This window comes from Nocardia puris (genome assembly GCF_036051655.1).
GTDB lineage: Bacteria > Actinomycetota > Actinomycetes > Mycobacteriales > Mycobacteriaceae > Nocardia > Nocardia puris.
In genome coordinates this window covers 7,999,519-8,015,672 of the sequence record NZ_CP107943.1, presented here as the reverse complement: position 1 = coordinate 8,015,672, position 16,154 = coordinate 7,999,519, and the positions used below count along the sequence as shown (strand labels likewise).

Sequence of the window (16,154 nt, the reverse complement as noted above, 5' to 3'; positions counted from 1 at the left end):
CGCAACGCCGGGCATCCTCGGCGCAGAGCGCGGTCGAATCCTGTCCATGTCTCGAATGATCATACACATAGACTGCCGTGTGTCGGGGTGTAATGCTGGCGATATGCCCGAATCAGCTGCGGAACAGATCTATGAATGATTCACTTACATGTGCCGGGGTGATCCGCGGCGAGACGATTCGAAAGGACGACACACCATGACAGTCAAAACGGCCACCGTGGTCCGGGACGGCTTCCAGTACCTCGAAGGGGCGCGCTGGCACGACGACCAGCTCTGGTTCTCCGACATTCCGCGAGGCAAGGTGTATCGGCTGGGCCTCGACGGCACCGCGACCGTCGCGGCCACCGTCGACGCCAAACCCTCCGGCCTCGGGTTCGCCCCCGACGGCACCGTGCTGGTCGTGACCCAGGCGGACAACGCGTTACGGCGGATCACCGCCGACGGCGGCACCGAGGTCGTCGCGGACCTCGCCGCGGTCGCGGTCGGCGCGAACGATATGTGGGTCGACGCCGAGGGGCGCGCCTACATCACCCAGATCGGCTACGACCTGTTCGGCGGAGCCGAGCCGCAGGTCGCGCCGATGATCGTCGTACACCCGGACGGCGAGGTGAACACCGCTGGATCTGGGCTCGTCTGCCCGAACGGGGTTGGCCTGTCGCCCGACGGCAAGACGCTCTACGTCGCCGAGACCTTCGCCTTCCGGATCAGCGCGTTCGATGTGGCCGCCGACGGCAGCCTGTCCGATCAGCGGGTGTTCAAACAGTTCGACAGTCTCGAGTCCGACGCCCTCGATGGCCTGTGCGTGGATGCCGAAGGCGCCGTGTGGGTTACGTGCCCCTTCAGCAGTGAGGTGCGGCGGATCGCGCCCGACGGCACGGTGACCGACCGGGTGGCGACGGCGACCCCGGGGCATTTCGTGGTCTCGTGCGCACTCGGCGGCCCGGACGGGCGCACGCTCTACCTGTGCACCGCCGAAACGGATCTGGAGCGGATGTCGAACAACTTCGAGGGTACCGCGCGCGTCGAGGCGGTCACCGTGGACGCGGCGCGGCTGTCGTAAAGACTCCTCCCTCAGGCGTCCTCGCGCGGTGTCGCGCGGACGAGTAGCTGGTGCCCGTTGTGCCGGAGTTCGGTGATCTCGAGGCCGGCGGCCGAAATCAGTTCGGTCACTTGCTCGCTCGTGAAATTCGAGGTGATCGTGTTGGTGGCCACGAAGCGGTCGATGAGGCGGTCCTTCCAGCGGACGCCGGGGCTGGTGAGGATCGACAGCGACAGTTCGCCGCCGGGTGCGAGCGCGCGGGTCAATTCGGTGAGCGCGGCCTTCGGGTCCGGGAACACGTGCAGGGCGCCGAAACAGGCGAGGTGGTGGACCGAGCCGGGCCGCAGCGACAACTTGGCGACATCCTGCACGAGGAACGCCGACTGGGGCGTGCCGCGCAGCCTCTTGGCGGCCTTCACCAGCATGTCGGGGGACAGGTCGATGAACAGCATGCGGGGCAGGTCGCGGGGGCGCGTGCCGCGGGTGGCGAAGGCGGTGAGGCTGCCGTCGCCGACGCCCACCTCGACGAAGGTGTGCCCGCCCGCCGCGGCGGCGGCCAGGCGCGCCGCGTAGAACTTCCCGAGCTCGCGGAGCTTCCCGTTCCAGACGAACCAGAAGACCAGCGTGGCGACCAGCGGATACGCCTTGGAGTAGATCCGGTAGGCGAAGCGCAGGCGGTCGTTGTCGACCACGCGCTCGTAGAGCGGGTCACTGGATTCGTCGCGGTAGAGGCGGCGCTCGCGGTCGAGCACCGAGATCGCCACCTCCCCGGCCGGATCGACCAGCGAGCCGTCGGAGATCTCGGTGAGCGCGCGCCCGGTCGCCGGGTCCACCAGATCGGCCACTTCGGTGAGGGACCAACCGGATTCGGTGGTCCGGCCGATGCCGTAGTAGCCGCGGACCAGCCGCTCGTGCACTGCGGGCGGCACCGCCTTGCGCAGCCAATACGACACGCGCACATCGCGTCCCACGCGATACGACTGCTTGGTGCGCGGCGTCTCGAGCACCTCGTGGACGGTGCGCGCGACGGCCTCCGCGGGCTGTCCCTGGGACAGGTATCCGGCGAGCCGGTCGGCCACCGCGCGCCGGGCGTCGGCGTAGGCCGGGATCGGCTGCGCGATCTGACGGGACGCGTCCAGGATCGACGTGCGCGTCCAGCCGGGGTTCAGCACGGACACCTGAATTCCGAAGGGGCGCACCTCCATTCGCAGCGCGTCGCCGAGCTTCTCGATCGCGGCCTTGGTGGCGGAGTACCAGCCGCCGAATGGTTGCGCCACGATCCCCGACCCGGAACCGACGAGCACCACGTGGCCGCTGCGCTGCCTGCGCAGGTATGGCAGCGCGGCGCGGATCACGCGGGCGCTGCCGACGACGTTCACGTCCAGCAGATCGGCGGCCTCGTCGGCGGTGGTCTCCTCGACACCGCCGTGCAGGCCGTACCCGGCGAAGGTGACCACGGCGTCGATCCGGCCGTGGCGCTGGTACACCTGCTCCACCCACCGCGTCACCGCGTCGGTGTCGCGCACATCGACGGTCTCGATCGCCGTGTCCGTGCCGGGTCCGAGGTCGGAGCCCTCCACGATCGCGCCCTGTTCGGCGAGGTATCTCGCTGTCGCCGCGCCCATTCCGGAGGCGGCGCCGGTGATCATCACAACTTTGCGGTTCATCAGATTCCTTTCGTGGCGTATTCGGAGGCGGTCCGGGGACGTGAGCGCATCGCGGGACTCGCCGTGGCGAGCTGACGCAGCAACCAGGCGCGGGGCGCGAGCCGGCCGAAGACGCCGAGCGCGCGATTCGGCGCGCCGGGCACGACGAGCAGCTTGCCCTTGTCCGCGGCGTCGATGCCGCTCTCGGCGACCTGCTCGGCCGAGAGCCAGAACGGCGCGGGCATCGACCGTTCGAACTCCTCCTGCGTCATGCCCGCGAGGACACCGATCTCGGTGGCGACCGGGCCGGGACACAGCACGGTCGCGGTGACGCCGGTGCCGCGCAATTCCGCGGCCAGCGCCTGGGTGTAGGTGAGCGCGAACGCTTTCGCGGCGCTGTAGGCGGCCTGGCCGGGCATCGGCTGGAACGCCGCCGTCGACGACACGGTGAGCACCGCGCCGCGCCCGCGCGCCACCATGCCGGGCACGAACCCCACGCACAGGTCGGCGACCGCGACGGCGTCGACCTCGATCACCGCGAGCTGGCGCGCCGGGTCGTATTCGACGGCGGGGCCGATGATCGAGGTGCCCGCGTTATTGACGAGGATGGACGGCGTGCGCCCGAGCGCGGCGACGCGGTCGGGCAGGGCGGCGCGCTGGGCGGGATCGGTCAGATCGGCCGGGACCGCGTCGGCGGCCCCGCCCTCGGCCCGGATGCGGTCCGCGAGGTCGGCGAGCCGGTCGGCGCGGCGCGCGACCAGGCTGACGTGGTGGCCCCGCGCGGCGAGCGCGCGGGCGATGGCCGCGCCGATCCCGGACGAGGAACCGGTCACCACGGCGGTGGCGTCGGAAGCGGGTGGTGGCAGGGTCATTCGGCGGTCCTGAGTTCGGCGTGGTTTTCGAGCGCGTGAAAGCTGTTGTCCAGCAAGGCGATCAGTCGGCCGACCTCGGGAACCGCCACGGGGCAGCAGGTCGCCGAGAGGTGCAGCCGCCCGGCGTGACCGAAGGCGACGAGGATCAGCGGCACGTGATCGCTGGGCATCGGCAGCCCGAAGATGCGTTCCAGCCGCGCGCCGCGCCAGTAATGCGGCTGGTCGGGTCCGGCGATATCGGAGACGAACAGGTTGACCGCGGCCCGGCCCGTGAGACGGGTGACGCCGGGCACCGCCTGGGCGAGCAGCCCCACGCCGTTGGCCACGAGCAGCGCGGAGATCTCCGGCTCGGACAACTCGGCGAACAACGCCTTGGCGGCCGACGTGCTCGCCGTGATCGCGCGCAGCCGTTCGGCTGGATCCGGGCGGTCGGTGGCCAGCCCGGCCAGCACGACGCCGACCTCGTTGCCCGGACGGTCGTCGGTCGCCGACCGGGTCGACACCGGCACCGCCGCGACGAGCGGCCGGTCCGGCAGCACACCGCGTTCATCCAGGTAGGAACGCAGCGCACCGGCGCAGGCGGCGAGCACCACGTCGTTGACTGTGCCGTCGACGGCTCGGCCCACGGCGCGCACCCGGTCCAGCGACCACGTGGTGGTGGCGATCGCGCGGCGGGCGCTGATGCGCCGGTTGAACATCGTGCGCGGCGCGCGAAAGCGGATGTTCGCCAGTTCGGGGCGCGTCAATCGTCTTGTCCTGACGCGTATTCCGGCTTTGGCGGGCGGTGTGGGCGCCTCGCGCACCAGGCCGAGCTGCGGACGCGCGGTGGCCCGCAGCATGGACGATCCGCGCTCGGCCGGGTCGGGGGACAACCCGGACCGCAGCACGGTCTGCACTGTCGCGCCATCGGCGATCGCGTGGTGGATCTTGAAGTACGCGGCGAACCGTCCCTCGGGCAGGCCCTCGAAGAGGTGGAACTCCCACAGTGGTTTGCGCCGGTTCAGGCGTCGCGCGTGCAACTCGGCCACCGCCGCCAGCAGTGTCTCCTCGGTGGCGCCCGCGGGCAACGTCGTGAGCCGCACGTGCGCGGCCAGATCCGGTGCGCGGTCCTCGGTCCAGACGAACCGGCCGAGCGGCCTGCGGCCCTTGCGCCGCAGCACCGGCAGCAGATCGGTTTCGGCCAGCATCGAATCATGCAGGGCGCGAACGAAATCCGGCCCGGAGTCGGGCGGTGGTTCGAAGATCTGGACGGCGCCGACGTGGGTGGCCAGGCGGGAGGACTCCGCGAAGAGGAACAGCGATTCCATGGCAGAGAACGCGGGCACTGGGACTCCTCAGTCAGTTCGATCGAAGTTCGGCGGCGGTTTCCAGACGGCGCGCGTGCAGCACCGGGTACAGCGCGGCGGCCGCGGCCATCGCGACCAGGCACAGCGGCACCACCACGAGGGGACGCCCGACGGCGCCCCAGTCGACCTGCACGCCGTAATTGACCGGTGAGGTCAGCGCTTGCAGGTAGACCAGTCCGGAGCCGCCGGCCAGACCGGCCGCGACGCAGGCCGCCGCCAGCAGCGCCGCCTGCACCACGATGACGGCCTGTTCGACGCCGGGCGTGGCCCCCAGCGCGCGGACGACGGCGCGCTCGCGGCGCCGCTGGACCAACCCCAGCAGGAAGATGTTCAGCACGCTCACCCCGGCGATGCCCATGATCACGTAGCCGGTGACGGTGAACGGTTCGAAGAACCGCGGGACCACGGTGGCCGCCGCCGCGCGCCAGCGGTCGTTGTCGTAGACCGAGAGGCCCTCGCCCAGGGCGGCGAAGGTGTCCACCTGCGCCGCGGCCTCCGGTGCGGACGGGAAGTGCACGGCCACCCGGGTGCGGGCCGCCGCCCAGCGCTGCGCGGCCTGCGTGCCCGATACCAGCACCACATCGCCGATGGGACTGTCCGACAACATCGCCGGGTCGAAGACGCCCGCGACGCGGAAGTCGGCGTAGCCGGTGGGCGTGGGCAGCGTGACCGTGTCGCCCGCCGCGGCGCCCAGCCGTCCGGCGGCGACCACGCTGAGCCCGATCTCCCCGGCCCGCAATCCGTTCCAGAGCCGGTCCGCGTCGCCGAGCGGGGTGGCCAGGGCGGTCGCCTGCCTGCTGCCGGGCGTCACCCCGACGATGAGCCGGGGTTCGGTCGGCGACGGGATGACGGCCGTCCACTGATCGTCGACCGGATTCCCTCGAGCCGCTTCCTCGATTCGAGCGTAGGTGGCGTCGTCGATGCTCGCGGGCCGCTGGTCGAGCATGCTCTTCGGCTCGATCACCAGGGAGGTGGGCAACCCCGCGGTCTTGTGCCCCGAGACGTCGGCGGTGAGCAGGGCCTGCATGGTCTGCGCGCCGATGGCCAGGGTGGCGCCGAGCGCGGCGATGGCGGCCGTGGAGGCGAACATCAGGGCGTAGCGCCGGATGTCGCCGTGCGCCAGCCTGCCGATCGCGGGCAGGCGGGCCGCGACGGGCGTCACCAGGACGCGCACCAGGCGCGGGGTGAGCGAGATCATCGCCGCGGTGAATCCGGCCAGGCCGAGGAAGATCCCGGCGTTGCCGACCGTCAGCGACACCTCGCCCTTGTTGAAACGGCGCAGCACCACGATCGCGAGCACGATCAGCGCGACACCGGCGAGCATCGGATACCACGACACCCGCCGGGGCGCCTGAACCCCGCCGAACCCGGCCACCGAGGCCAGCGGTCCTTCGCGGACCAGCTGCCAGGCGGGCACCGCCATCGCGAGCAGTCCGCAGACGGCGCCCGCGCCCACACCGAGCGCGATGATCGACCGGTCCCAGGCCAGGGCGAGCTCGGCCCCGGAGCCCGACAGCACCGAACGGCCGAACCGGTCGACGAGCCACGCGCCGAGCAGATAGCCCGTCGGCACGGCCAGCAGCCCGCCGACCGCGCCGAGCAGCGCGCCCTCGCCGAGGAAGCCGGCCAGGATGCGGCGCGGCGTCGCGCCGAGCACCCCGATCGTGCCCATGACTCGGCGCCTGCGCTCGAAGCCGAACAGGACTGTGTTGACGGCGATGAGCACGCCGATCAGCAGGCCGGCGATCGCGGTGAGGTCCAGGGTCTGTTTGGAACTGGCGTAGATCGCGGGGATCTGCGGACGCGGCGGACCGACCGAGGCGATGCCGTCGGTGGCGGCGGCGAGTGCGCCGGAGAGGTCGGCGCCCGCGTGCGGCAGGACGAACAGCGAGGTCAGGTGGTCGGACGCGCCGAGCACCCGTCCGGCGTCGGTGGGCGAGGTGGCCAGCAGCACGCGGCCGGCGTTCATGCCGTCGAGCGGTGCGCGCGCGGGGAACGTCCAGCCGAGGTGCGCGGCGTCGGCGGCCCGGCCGGGCAGCGGGATCGGCGCTCCCGGCGTGAGCCCCAGGTCGCGGGCCGCGTCCTCGGACATGCCCAGCGGCAGGCCCGGTCCCGGCGTGAGTCTGGTCGCCGAGGCGAGGCCCGCGCAGTCGAAGGGGCCGAGCAGTCGTTCGACCGCGCAGGTCGCGCCGAGCACGAAGAATCCCTCGGCGCCTCCGCCGAGGTCGATCTGGGTCATCCCGGCGGTCACGGGGACGACCGCGTCGACGCCGGGCACCGCCGCGACCTCGGCGACGGCACCGGCGGGCAGCCGCCCTTCGACCAACGGAATGACTTGTAGCACTTCCGATCCCGCGCCCTCGGCCAACGCGGGGCCGAAGGCGTCGAACGGGCGCAGCAGCACCTGATTCAGCTGCACCACCGCGACGACCAAGGTCACACCGACGGCGACGCCGACGACCGTGAACACGTTGCGCCGCCAGTCGCGCAGTACGGCCGCGAGATGGAGACGGCCGAACACGCGCAGGGCCGCGCCGATTCGTCCCCTCACTCGCCCAGCCCCCAGGCGGCCGCTCGCTCCTCGGCGCGTCCGTCGACGAGAACCAGCTGTCTGGTGCCGTATTCGACGGCGGCGGCGTCGTGGGTGACCATCACCACCGCGGTGCCTTGCTCGTCGGCAACGTCGCGCAGCAGCGTCAGAACAGATTCCGAGGACCGGGTGTCGAGGTTGCCGGTCGGTTCGTCGGCCAGCAGCACGGCGGGCTCGGCCACCAAGGCGCGGGCCACGCTGACGCGCTGCATCTGCCCGCCGGACAGTTCGGCGGGCAGATGCCCGGTCCGGTCACCCAGGCCAACGCGCTCGAGCAGGGCGGTGGCGCGGGCGTCGGCGATTCGGGCCGGCACACCGTCGAGCAGCAAGGGCAGCGAGACGTTGTGCACCGCCGACAGGGTGGGCACCAGGTTGAACGACTGGTAGACGAATCCGAGGTGGCGGCGGCGGAACGCGGCGCGCCGGTTCGGGCGCAGCGCGGCGATGTCCTCGTCGCCGAACAGCACCCGCCCGGCGTCGGGGGGTTCCAGACCCGCCGCGACGTGCAGGAGCGTCGATTTGCCCGCGCCCGACGGCCCTGTGACGACCACGAACTCGCCGGGCCCGACGGCGAAGTCGACCTCGGCGAGCGCGCGCACCAGTTCACCGCCCCGGTGGAAACTCTTGGAGACTCCCTCCAGCCGCAGCACCCGGCCCGCGTCGATGGCGTCCGCCGTCTCGGTCGCTGCGACCATCACTCACACCTTCGCCCCACTCGTCGGCTGTTGCCCTGCGAAAGACCCAGCCGTTCTTGCTTTTTGCCTCGTCGCACGCGAATTCGGTGGTCCGTGCCGGAATGTCGCGTCGGCTCCGGACTATTCGTGCGACCCGTACACCGTCCACGCAACGCTCGTCGTGAACGGCTCTGTATCAGACGGGCGCGGGCACATCACCCGAGTATGTCCAGACGGAGCCCGGCGAGTCACTGCACGCTGACGAGAACAAGAGGGTGGTGAATTTGGCTCGAGTCACTAGACATCCGGCCGCCGAGAGTGACGAATCGGTGACAGTCGATCTCTGCCGTGATGCCCTGACTTCTGCCGTCCTGCGGCGGGTGGGCCCTGCCCCTAGAATCGGTATCGGTTGGTTGGCAGGGCTTTTCGGGGGTATCGATGTACCAACTTCCACCCGATCCGTTCGATTCCGAGTCGACCGATCGGCTCCTGCGCGCCCAGCGGCGGAAGTCGGTGATGTCCAAGCGGATCGGCACGGTGCTCGTGGTGACGCTGGTGCCGCTCGCGGTCGTCGCGCTGGTCGCGTTCGTGGCGATCATGCTGCCTTCGATGATGGGGGAGTCCGCGTCCTCCGGTGTGTCCGCGTCCTCGAGCCCGTTGCGGGAACTCGCGCCGGTCGATCCGACCAAGCCGTACGCGAACACCCCCGCCGCAGGCTGGGCGGAGGGGGAAGCGGGGATCGTGGTGCCGCCGCCGGTTCCGCTCGGGCGGTTCACGGCCGAGGACGTCGGCGCGGCGATGGCGAGGGTGCGCGAGCTGATCATCGCCGCGCGGCTGAACCCGCACGTGCTCGGAACCCACGACGCCGAGCCGGTGCTGGCGCTGCTGGCCGGGCATCAGGCAGAGGAAGCGCGCGCACTGCTGCGTCCCGGCAACGAGGCCGAGACGTGGTGGGTGTCGGTCAAGATCGCGCCGGGGCACCGGCTGCTGCCCGTCGCCCCGCGCGTGGCCGGGTCGATGACGCCGATCATCGACGAGCAGGGCGATCTGGTGATCCGGACGAACTTCCTGATCGCCTACGCGTTCCACCACGACTACCCGAAGGTGCTGGACGGCCCGATGGACATCGTCGCGGTCGACCGCTGGGAGTTCGACTACATCTGGGTGCAGGACCCGCGGTACGACGCGGGCTCCCAGGGCATCTACTACGGCGACATCGCCGCGCACAGCTACTCGGTGAACTGCTCGCTGCACGACAAGGGTTTCCTCGCACCCAATTACAGCAATCCGCCCGCTGTCACGCCCATCCGTGAAGCGCGTGATCCGGAGGAGTACTTCGACCCGGGTGTCCCCATTCCGGACGAGAGCAACTGCTGAATCGGCTGTCCCGCAGCCGATTCCGGAGCGGAACCGGTATCGGCTTGCCCGGCAAACGGGTTCACGGCCACGAAAACGACCGCGCCCGCACGGAGTTCACCGTGCGGGCGCGGTCGCTGGACGGAGCCGGTACTACTTCGCCAACCCGGTCTCGATCGCCTCGATGATGCGCGGACGCAGCTCGGCCGCGCGGATGATCGCGTCCACCGACCCGACCTCCACCGCGCGCTGGATGCTGTGCACCCGGTCGAACTCCGCCGCGACATCGCCGAGCTTCTCGGCCCGCACCGAACCGCGCAGCTCGTCGAGTTCGGCGGTGAGCGCGGCCCGTTCGGTGCCCGACGCGTTCGCCGCGCGCTCCTCCAGTTCACGGACCCGGGGATCGGTGGCGGTGCGCTTGTCGACCTCGTTGGAGAACACCACGGCCGCGGCGGGCGCGCCGCCGAGCACCGAGGCGAACGAGCCTTCCAGCGCCAGCACCGTCATGTTCGGGTTCAGGGCCTTCGAGAAGACCACGAACGCGCCGCCGTGGTAGCGGGAGATCACGCAGAACACGATCGGGCCGCGGAAATTGACGATGGCGCGGCCGATTTCGGCGCCGTACTCCAGCTGGAGCTTGCGCATCGACTCCGGGGAGCCGTCGAAGCCCGACAGGTTCGCCAGCACCACGAGCGGCCGGTTGCCGCTGGCGGTGTTGATCGCCCGCGCCGCCTTCTTCGAGGAGCGGGGGAACAGCGTGCCCGCGGTGTAGACGTCGGGGCCGTCGGTGGACGGGAACCCGCGACGCGGCACACCGCGCGACTCGATGCCCAACAGGCACACCGGGATTCCGCCCAGGCGCGCGTCCTGCACCACCGCGGTCTCGGCGTCGGCCATGCCCGCCCAGCGCTCCAGCACCGGGTGGTCCTGGTCGGCCAGCGCCCGCATCACCGTGCGGATGTCGAACGGCTTCTTGCGGTCGGGATTGGCCGTGGCGGAGAAGATCTCGCCGACGGTGGTGAAATCGCTGTCCGGCGAGACGTGCGGGAAGCTCGACACGTCGCGGTCGATCGGGTCGCTGGTCTCCGAACGGCGCGGCGTCTGCTCACCGGGCGCCACGTAGGTGTGGTCGTAGTGCGACATCAGCACGTCGCGCGCGGCGGTCAGGTTCGGCGCCCAGTACTGCGCCTGGCCGTTGGGGCCCATCACACGGTCGTAGCCGCCGATGCCGAAGTTGTCCTCGGCCGACACGCCACCGGAGAAGTCCAGCGACTGCTTGCCGGTGAGCACCATCGCCGAGTCCGGCGTCATCACCAGGATGCCCTTGGTGTGCATGAGCATCGTCGCCTCGGCGTTCCAGTACGGCTGCGCGCCGACGTTGATGCCCGCGACCACGATATTGATCTCGCCGCCGTCCTGGGTGAACTCGACGATCCGCTTGAGCGCGGCCGCCACCCAGTCCATGTTCTCGGTGCCCGACTCCATGGAGATCCGCGCGCCCGAGGACAGCGCGTACCACTCCAGCGGCACCTGCATCCGCTGGGCGAGGTCCAGCGCGGCGATCACCCGGCGGCACTCCGGTTCCGACAGCGCGCCCAGCGATTTGGTGGGATCGCCGAGCAGCACCACGCGGGTGATGCCGTCGGGATGCTGCGCCGTCCTGGTGGTGACCACGCCCGCGACGATCGCGGCCTTGTTCTGTCCCTTCGGCCGGTCCACCGGCACCAGCGCGTGCGTGGCGTCGAGGTCGTACTCGGTGAATTCGCCGAGCAAGCCGGTCAATTCGTACGGGTAGACGGTGTTGCGGCTGCTGGCGCGCAGCACCTTCTGGCGGTACTCGTCGATCGGCTCGACGGCGTCGTCGGAGCGCTCGCCGATGGTGACCTCGGTCCCGGTGGCGTCGAAGGCGATCCGCACCGCGACCTTCACCAGCTCGCCCGTCTTCGGATGCACATGCCGGGCGATGAGCAGGATCTCCTCGATACCCGCGCCCGCCGTGATCGGCTGGATGCGGTCCACGATCATGTCCAGTTCGGCGCGCGTGATGTCCACCGGCGGCCAGATGTACATGACGACGCGGTTGGTGTGGAACCGCTTGGCCGACGGGCGCAGCGACTGCGCGCGGCGGATGGAGTCGAGGCAGGCGGCGATGGTGCTCTCCGCCGTCGGCAGGGCCAGCAACCTGCCGTCGTGGTCGCGCAGCGCGGTCAGGTCGCGCACTTGGGTGAAGGCGACCAGTCGCTCGTCGGAGGCGTTCTCCTTGGCGACGCAGCGGAACAGGTAGACCTCTTCGTCCGAGGACGGCAGGCGCTTGAGGTCGAACTTGCGCAGCCGCGTCATCTGCATGCGCTGCGCGATGTAGGGGTGCAGGCCGCGGATCAGGCGCTCCTCGGCCATGCCGGTGGTGGTGGGCCGGAAGGTGAAGTGGTGGTGCATCACCGCGCCGCCGCTGCCCGCGACGGTGGTGGTGATCCGGTGCACCTGGTTGGGCAGCGCCCGCGCGCCCAGCACCTCCTGCAGCGCCGCCGCCAGCGCGTCGAAGTCCTCCGGCTGGTTCTCCCAGCTCAGGTAGATATCGGCTTCGATGGAGGCGGAATCGTCGGCCAGTTCGGCCAGACCGGCCAGCGCGGTGTCGAGGGCGTCGAAGCTCACCGCGGCCGAGACCAGGCTGGTGCCGCGGCGCTCGGCGATGACGAACGTGGTGCCCGCCGCCTGCTGGGTGCGCACCTCGGACAGGCCCTTGTTGCCGTAGTAGCGGCGGGTCAGGACCTCGAGCATCACGGTGTTGTCCAGATCGCCGCGCACCAGGCGCTGGCCGAGCAGGCGCACCAGCGGCTCGGTGCTGCGCACCATGTCGGCGATGCGCTCGGCGCGATCGGGCGCGGCCGGGTTCGCGTCCAGGTGGCTCAGGTGCTTGCGCACGTTGGTGTAGACGCGGGCGCGGTTGCGCCGCAGCAGCGGCTGGCCGTACCAGGCGTACACCACGCCTCGGGTGAGGTCGGCGATCACCGGGAACCGCACCTGCGTGGCCGCGACCAGGCGCTCCAGCGCCAGGCCGACCGGCTCCTGCAGCGCGCGGTCCGGCACCGGCTCGCCCAGCCATTCGCGCAGCAGCGTGGTCACGATCGTGACGGTGGCCGAGGGTCGCTGGGCAGCGAGGAAGATCCGGAACACCGCGCCTTCGAGATCGGGCGTGCGGTCCAGATCCTCGATGCCGTAGTGCCCCAGTGCCTTCGCCAGCTTGGCCCGGTAGGACTCAGGCAGGCCGGCGCGCTCCACGTCGAGGCTCTGCAAGTAGGTGTGGAAGTACTCGCGGGCGCTGTGCACGTGGCTCTGGCCGCCCTCGTCCTCCCAGGACCGGTCGCGGCTCAGCTCGGCGAGATCGGCGAACACCTGGAGCAGTTCCAGCTCCTCGGCCAGCGGCCTGCGGTTGTCCTCGATCGCGGCGCGGCGCAGCACCAGGTAGTCGTCGAGCACGCGACGGTCGTCGTGCGGGTCCACGTCGAAGCCGAGCAGCAGGCTGCGCAGATCCTGCAGCGCGCGCGAGATGCGCTCGTGCGGCTGCACGGTCGCGGGTTCGGCGGGCAGATCCAGCTCCACCGCGCCGGTCGACTCCTCGGCCTCCACGCCGTCCTCGGCCAGCGGCTCCAGACGCAGCAGCGGCGCACCGGTCTCGACCTGGGTGCCGACGGTGACGGCGCACTCCTTGAGCCGGGCGCGGAACGGTGCGCGCAGCACCGTCTCCATCTTCATGGACTCCAGCACCAGCACGGGCGCGCCCGCCTCGACCTCGGCGCCGACCTCCAGCGGCGTGGCGACCACCAGCGCGGGCGCGGGCGAGCGGACGACGCCGCCCTCGTCGCGGCTGATCCGGTGCGCCACACCGTCGATGTCGACCAGGTGGATCGGGCCGTGGGTGGCGGTGGTCAGGCGGTAGCGGGTGCCGTTGACGACGATCTGGCCGGTGTGCTCGTCGAAACGCTCGAGATCCACGTCGGCCGTGCGCACGTCGCCGCCCGCCTCGATGCCGACCCGGAACCGGTGCGCGCCGATCCGGGCGACCCGCACGCGATAGCCCACGCCGCGCAGCTTGAGATCGCGCGGACGGCCGCTCTCGTGCTGCACCTGCGGGCGCCCGCCCGACGCGGTGGACAGCAGGCGGTGGCGCTCGGCGCGCTCGTCCTCCTCGTAGGCGTCGATGGCGGCCGCGGCCAGCGCGACGGTGGAGTGCCGCTGCGAGACCAGCCTGCCCTCGCCGCGCACCCGGTCGATCCAGCCGGTGTCGGCGCTGGCGTCGATCACCTCGGGCTGGTTCAGCAGGTCGAGCACGAAGCTCTTGTTGGTGGCGCCGCCCTCGATGACGACGGTGGTCTGCGCCATCGCGCGGCGCAGCCGGCCCAGCGCCTGCTCGCGGTCGTGACCGTAGGCGATGATCTTGGCGATCATCGAGTCGAAGTCGGCGGGGATGGTGTCGCCCTCGCTGACGCCGGTGTCGACGCGGATGCCGGGGCCCGCGGGCAGATCCAGGCGCGCGATGCGGCCCGGGGCGGGCGCGAAGTCGCGGTCGGGGTCCTCGGCGTTGAGGCGGGCCTCCACGGCGTGGCCGCGCTCGGCCGGCGGCTCGCCCTCGAGGCGTCCGCCGGAGGCCACGTGCAGCTGGGCGCGGACCAGATCGAATCCGGTGGTGTACTCGGTGATCGGGTGCTCGACCTGCAGGCGGGTGTTCACCTCGAGGAAGGCGAACAGCCGCTCACCCGGGTGGTAGAGGAATTCGACGGTCGCCGCGCCGCGGTAGTCGACCGCGACGGCCAGGCGCTCGGCGGAGGCCTTGAGTTCGGCGGTCTGCTCGGGGGAGAGCACCGGCGAGGCCGACTCCTCGATGATCTTCTGGTTGCGCCGCTGCACCGAGCAGTCGCGCACGCCCAGCGCCCAGGCCGTGCCCTGGCCGTCGGCGATGACCTGCACCTCGACGTGCCGCGCGCCGGTGACCAGCCGCTCCAGGAAGACCACGCCGCTGCCGAACGCACGCACCGCCTCCTGCCTGGTGCGTTCGTAGGCGTCGACGAGTTCGGCCTCGTTGGTGATCACGCGGATGCCGCGCCCGCCGCCACCGGCGGTGGCCTTGAGCATCAGCGGGTAGCCGATCCGCTCGGCGGCCGCGAGGGCGTCCTCGACGGTGTCCACCGCGCCGCGGCTCCACGGCGCGACCGGCACGCCGACTTCCTCGGCGATCAGCTTGGCGCCGATCTTGTCGCCGAGCTTGCGCATCGCCTCGGGGCTGGGCCCGACGAAGGTGACGCCGATCTGGTCGCACAGCTCGGCGAACGCCGGGTCCTCGGCGACGAAGCCCCAGCCGACCCACGCGGCGTCGGCCTTCGTGGTGACCAGCGCCTGCTCGAGCGCTTTGAGATCGAGGTACGGGCGGGCGGCGGCGGGGCCGAGGTCGTAGGCGACGTCGGCTTCCCGGACGAAGGTGGCGTGGCGATCGACATCGGTGTGGAGCGCGATGGTTTCGATCGGCCGCCCCGTCTCCGCGGCCAGATCTCGGACAGCGTGAATGAGGCGCATGGCGGCCTCACCCCGGTTCACGATGGCGATGCGGCTGAACACTCGCCGTCTCCTTCCTGCGTATGCACTGGCCCGGTCGGGCGAGGGTTTCGATCCCGATTACGCGTAGTCTGCCCCCTCCCCGTCCATAAGTGCACAGCACTCCGGGGTTACCCGCACGTATTCCTTCGAAGGCCGGCGTGACCGGCCGCCGGCGCGCGGCCGGACGGGTCTCGCGCGGGCGGGCGTGCGATGCGGGTGCCGCGGGCATTTGCTCCGGGCTAGCTGTGGAGCGCGGGATCGACGTGCGCGGCAGGAAGGCCGCGGATCAGCCGTCCCGGCTCACCGCGGCGCCCGCGACCCGGCCGTACGGGACGGCGTCGAGCAGGGTGACGTGCACCCGCGCCCCGTTCGGCACCGTGTAGCTGCGCCGCTCGCCGCGCCGCGCGCCCACCAGCGCCGCGCCGAGCGGTGAGTCGGGGGAGTAGATCTCCAGGTGCGAGCCGTCGGCGCCGCGGGTGCCGAGCAGGAAGGTCTCGGTGTCGTCGGTGCCGTCGTAGCGCACGGTGAGGACCATGCCCGGTTCGGCGATGCCGTCGTCGGGCGGGTCCTCGCCGACCACGGCGTTGGTGAGCAGGTCTTGGATCTGCCCGATCCGCGTCCGGCGCCGGTAGAGCGCGGCGGCCGGGTCGTCGTCGGCGGTGTGCGCGTCCTCGGCGTGGTCGGCGGCGAGCAGGCCGGCCAGTTCGGCCTGGAGTTGTTCGCGGGCGTGCGGCGTCAGCCAGACAGGTGTCATGTCTCCCTACCGGGGTGTGTCGGGGTGTGGAACAGCGGAGGCCGTCAGGGCGGCCTGGAGGAGGGGGCCGCCCTGACGGCGAAGTCCGCGGCGCCGGGCATCGAGGCATCCGGCTCCCGCGGATCGGGGGAAATGGCTCCGGAAGTCAGCCCGGTGGCGCGCTCGGAGGCGGACACCACGGGGTGCGCTCCGGACGGAGCCGTCTCGCCGTGCGTGCCATGGTCACCTCCTGCTGCCGGGCGAAATGCGCTGTTCCCGCCATCATGGCCCGGTTCGGACCCGGTGGGC

General features: G+C 71.3%; 9 protein-coding genes. 2 read left to right on the top strand and 7 right to left on the bottom strand.

Annotation, left to right across the window (positions count from 1 at the left end; translation table 11 throughout):
- The first annotated feature begins 196 nt into the window (after nt 1-196).
- Nucleotides 197-1,060, top strand: a complete 864-nt coding sequence (locus OHB21_RS37135) for an SMP-30/gluconolactonase/LRE family protein (RefSeq protein WP_067514251.1) — start codon at nt 197-199, stop codon at nt 1,058-1,060.
- Nucleotides 1,061-1,071: 11 nt separating this feature from the next.
- Here the strand turns inward: OHB21_RS37135 and OHB21_RS37130 are convergent, their stop codons facing one another.
- The 5 genes from OHB21_RS37130 to OHB21_RS37110 are packed head-to-tail and all read right to left on the bottom strand — an operon-like array spanning nt 1,072 to nt 8,188.
- Nucleotides 1,072-2,706, bottom strand: a complete 1,635-nt coding sequence (locus OHB21_RS37130; protein ID WP_067514250.1) for an SDR family NAD(P)-dependent oxidoreductase — start codon at nt 2,704-2,706, stop codon at nt 1,072-1,074.
- A complete protein-coding gene (locus tag OHB21_RS37125; RefSeq protein WP_113974952.1) occupies nt 2,706-3,557 on the bottom strand; it encodes an SDR family NAD(P)-dependent oxidoreductase in 852 nt (283 codons plus the stop codon). The genes OHB21_RS37130 and OHB21_RS37125 overlap by 1 nt, the downstream gene beginning before the upstream one ends.
- Complete coding sequence (locus OHB21_RS37120) at nt 3,554-4,882, bottom strand: wax ester/triacylglycerol synthase family O-acyltransferase (protein WP_084538166.1); 1,329 nt, start codon at nt 4,880-4,882, stop codon at nt 3,554-3,556. Before OHB21_RS37120 ends, OHB21_RS37125 begins: the two co-directional genes overlap by 4 nt.
- A gap of 13 nt (nt 4,883-4,895) precedes the next feature.
- The gene (locus OHB21_RS37115; RefSeq protein WP_147265741.1) at nt 4,896-7,454 is read right to left on the bottom strand and encodes an ABC transporter permease; all 2,559 of its coding nucleotides are present in this window, start codon (nt 7,452-7,454) and stop codon (nt 4,896-4,898) included.
- Nucleotides 7,451-8,188 carry an ABC transporter ATP-binding protein gene (locus tag OHB21_RS37110; protein ID WP_067513936.1) on the bottom strand — a complete coding sequence of 246 codons (738 nt, stop codon included), beginning with the start codon at nt 8,186-8,188 and terminating at the stop codon, nt 7,451-7,453. Before OHB21_RS37110 ends, OHB21_RS37115 begins: the two co-directional genes overlap by 4 nt.
- A gap of 495 nt (nt 8,189-8,683) precedes the next feature.
- Between OHB21_RS37110 and OHB21_RS37105 the strand changes: the two genes are divergently transcribed.
- Nucleotides 8,684-9,544: a hypothetical protein gene (locus tag OHB21_RS37105; RefSeq protein ID WP_147265740.1), complete on the top strand. Its 861-nt coding sequence runs from the start codon at nt 8,684-8,686 to the stop codon at nt 9,542-9,544.
- Nucleotides 9,545-9,676: 132 nt separating this feature from the next.
- On the opposite strand, the gene OHB21_RS37100 is transcribed toward OHB21_RS37105, so the two are convergent.
- Nucleotides 9,677-15,133, bottom strand: a complete 5,457-nt coding sequence (locus OHB21_RS37100; protein WP_067513934.1) for an ATP-binding protein — start codon at nt 15,131-15,133, stop codon at nt 9,677-9,679.
- A gap of 265 nt (nt 15,134-15,398) precedes the next feature.
- Nucleotides 15,399-15,866: a GreA/GreB family elongation factor gene (locus tag OHB21_RS37095; protein ID WP_067513933.1), complete on the bottom strand. Its 468-nt coding sequence runs from the start codon at nt 15,864-15,866 to the stop codon at nt 15,399-15,401.
- Nucleotides 15,867-16,154: the final 288 nt, after the last annotated feature.

What these genes read in the sequence shown, in the direction of transcription:
- OHB21_RS37095 (WP_067513933.1), bottom strand. Translation starts at nt 15,866, where the DNA reads ATGACACCTGTCTGGCTGACGCCGCACGCCCGCGAACAACTCCAGGCC.
- OHB21_RS37135 (WP_067514251.1), top strand. Translation starts at nt 197, where the DNA reads ATGACAGTCAAAACGGCCACCGTGGTCCGGGACGGCTTCCAGTACCTC.
- OHB21_RS37110 (WP_067513936.1), bottom strand. Translation starts at nt 8,188, where the DNA reads ATGGTCGCAGCGACCGAGACGGCGGACGCCATCGACGCGGGCCGGGTG.
- OHB21_RS37125 (WP_113974952.1), bottom strand. Translation starts at nt 3,557, where the DNA reads ATGACCCTGCCACCACCCGCTTCCGACGCCACCGCCGTGGTGACCGGT.
- OHB21_RS37130 (WP_067514250.1), bottom strand. Translation starts at nt 2,706, where the DNA reads ATGAACCGCAAAGTTGTGATGATCACCGGCGCCGCCTCCGGAATGGGC.
- OHB21_RS37105 (WP_147265740.1), top strand. Translation starts at nt 8,684, where the DNA reads ATGTCCAAGCGGATCGGCACGGTGCTCGTGGTGACGCTGGTGCCGCTC.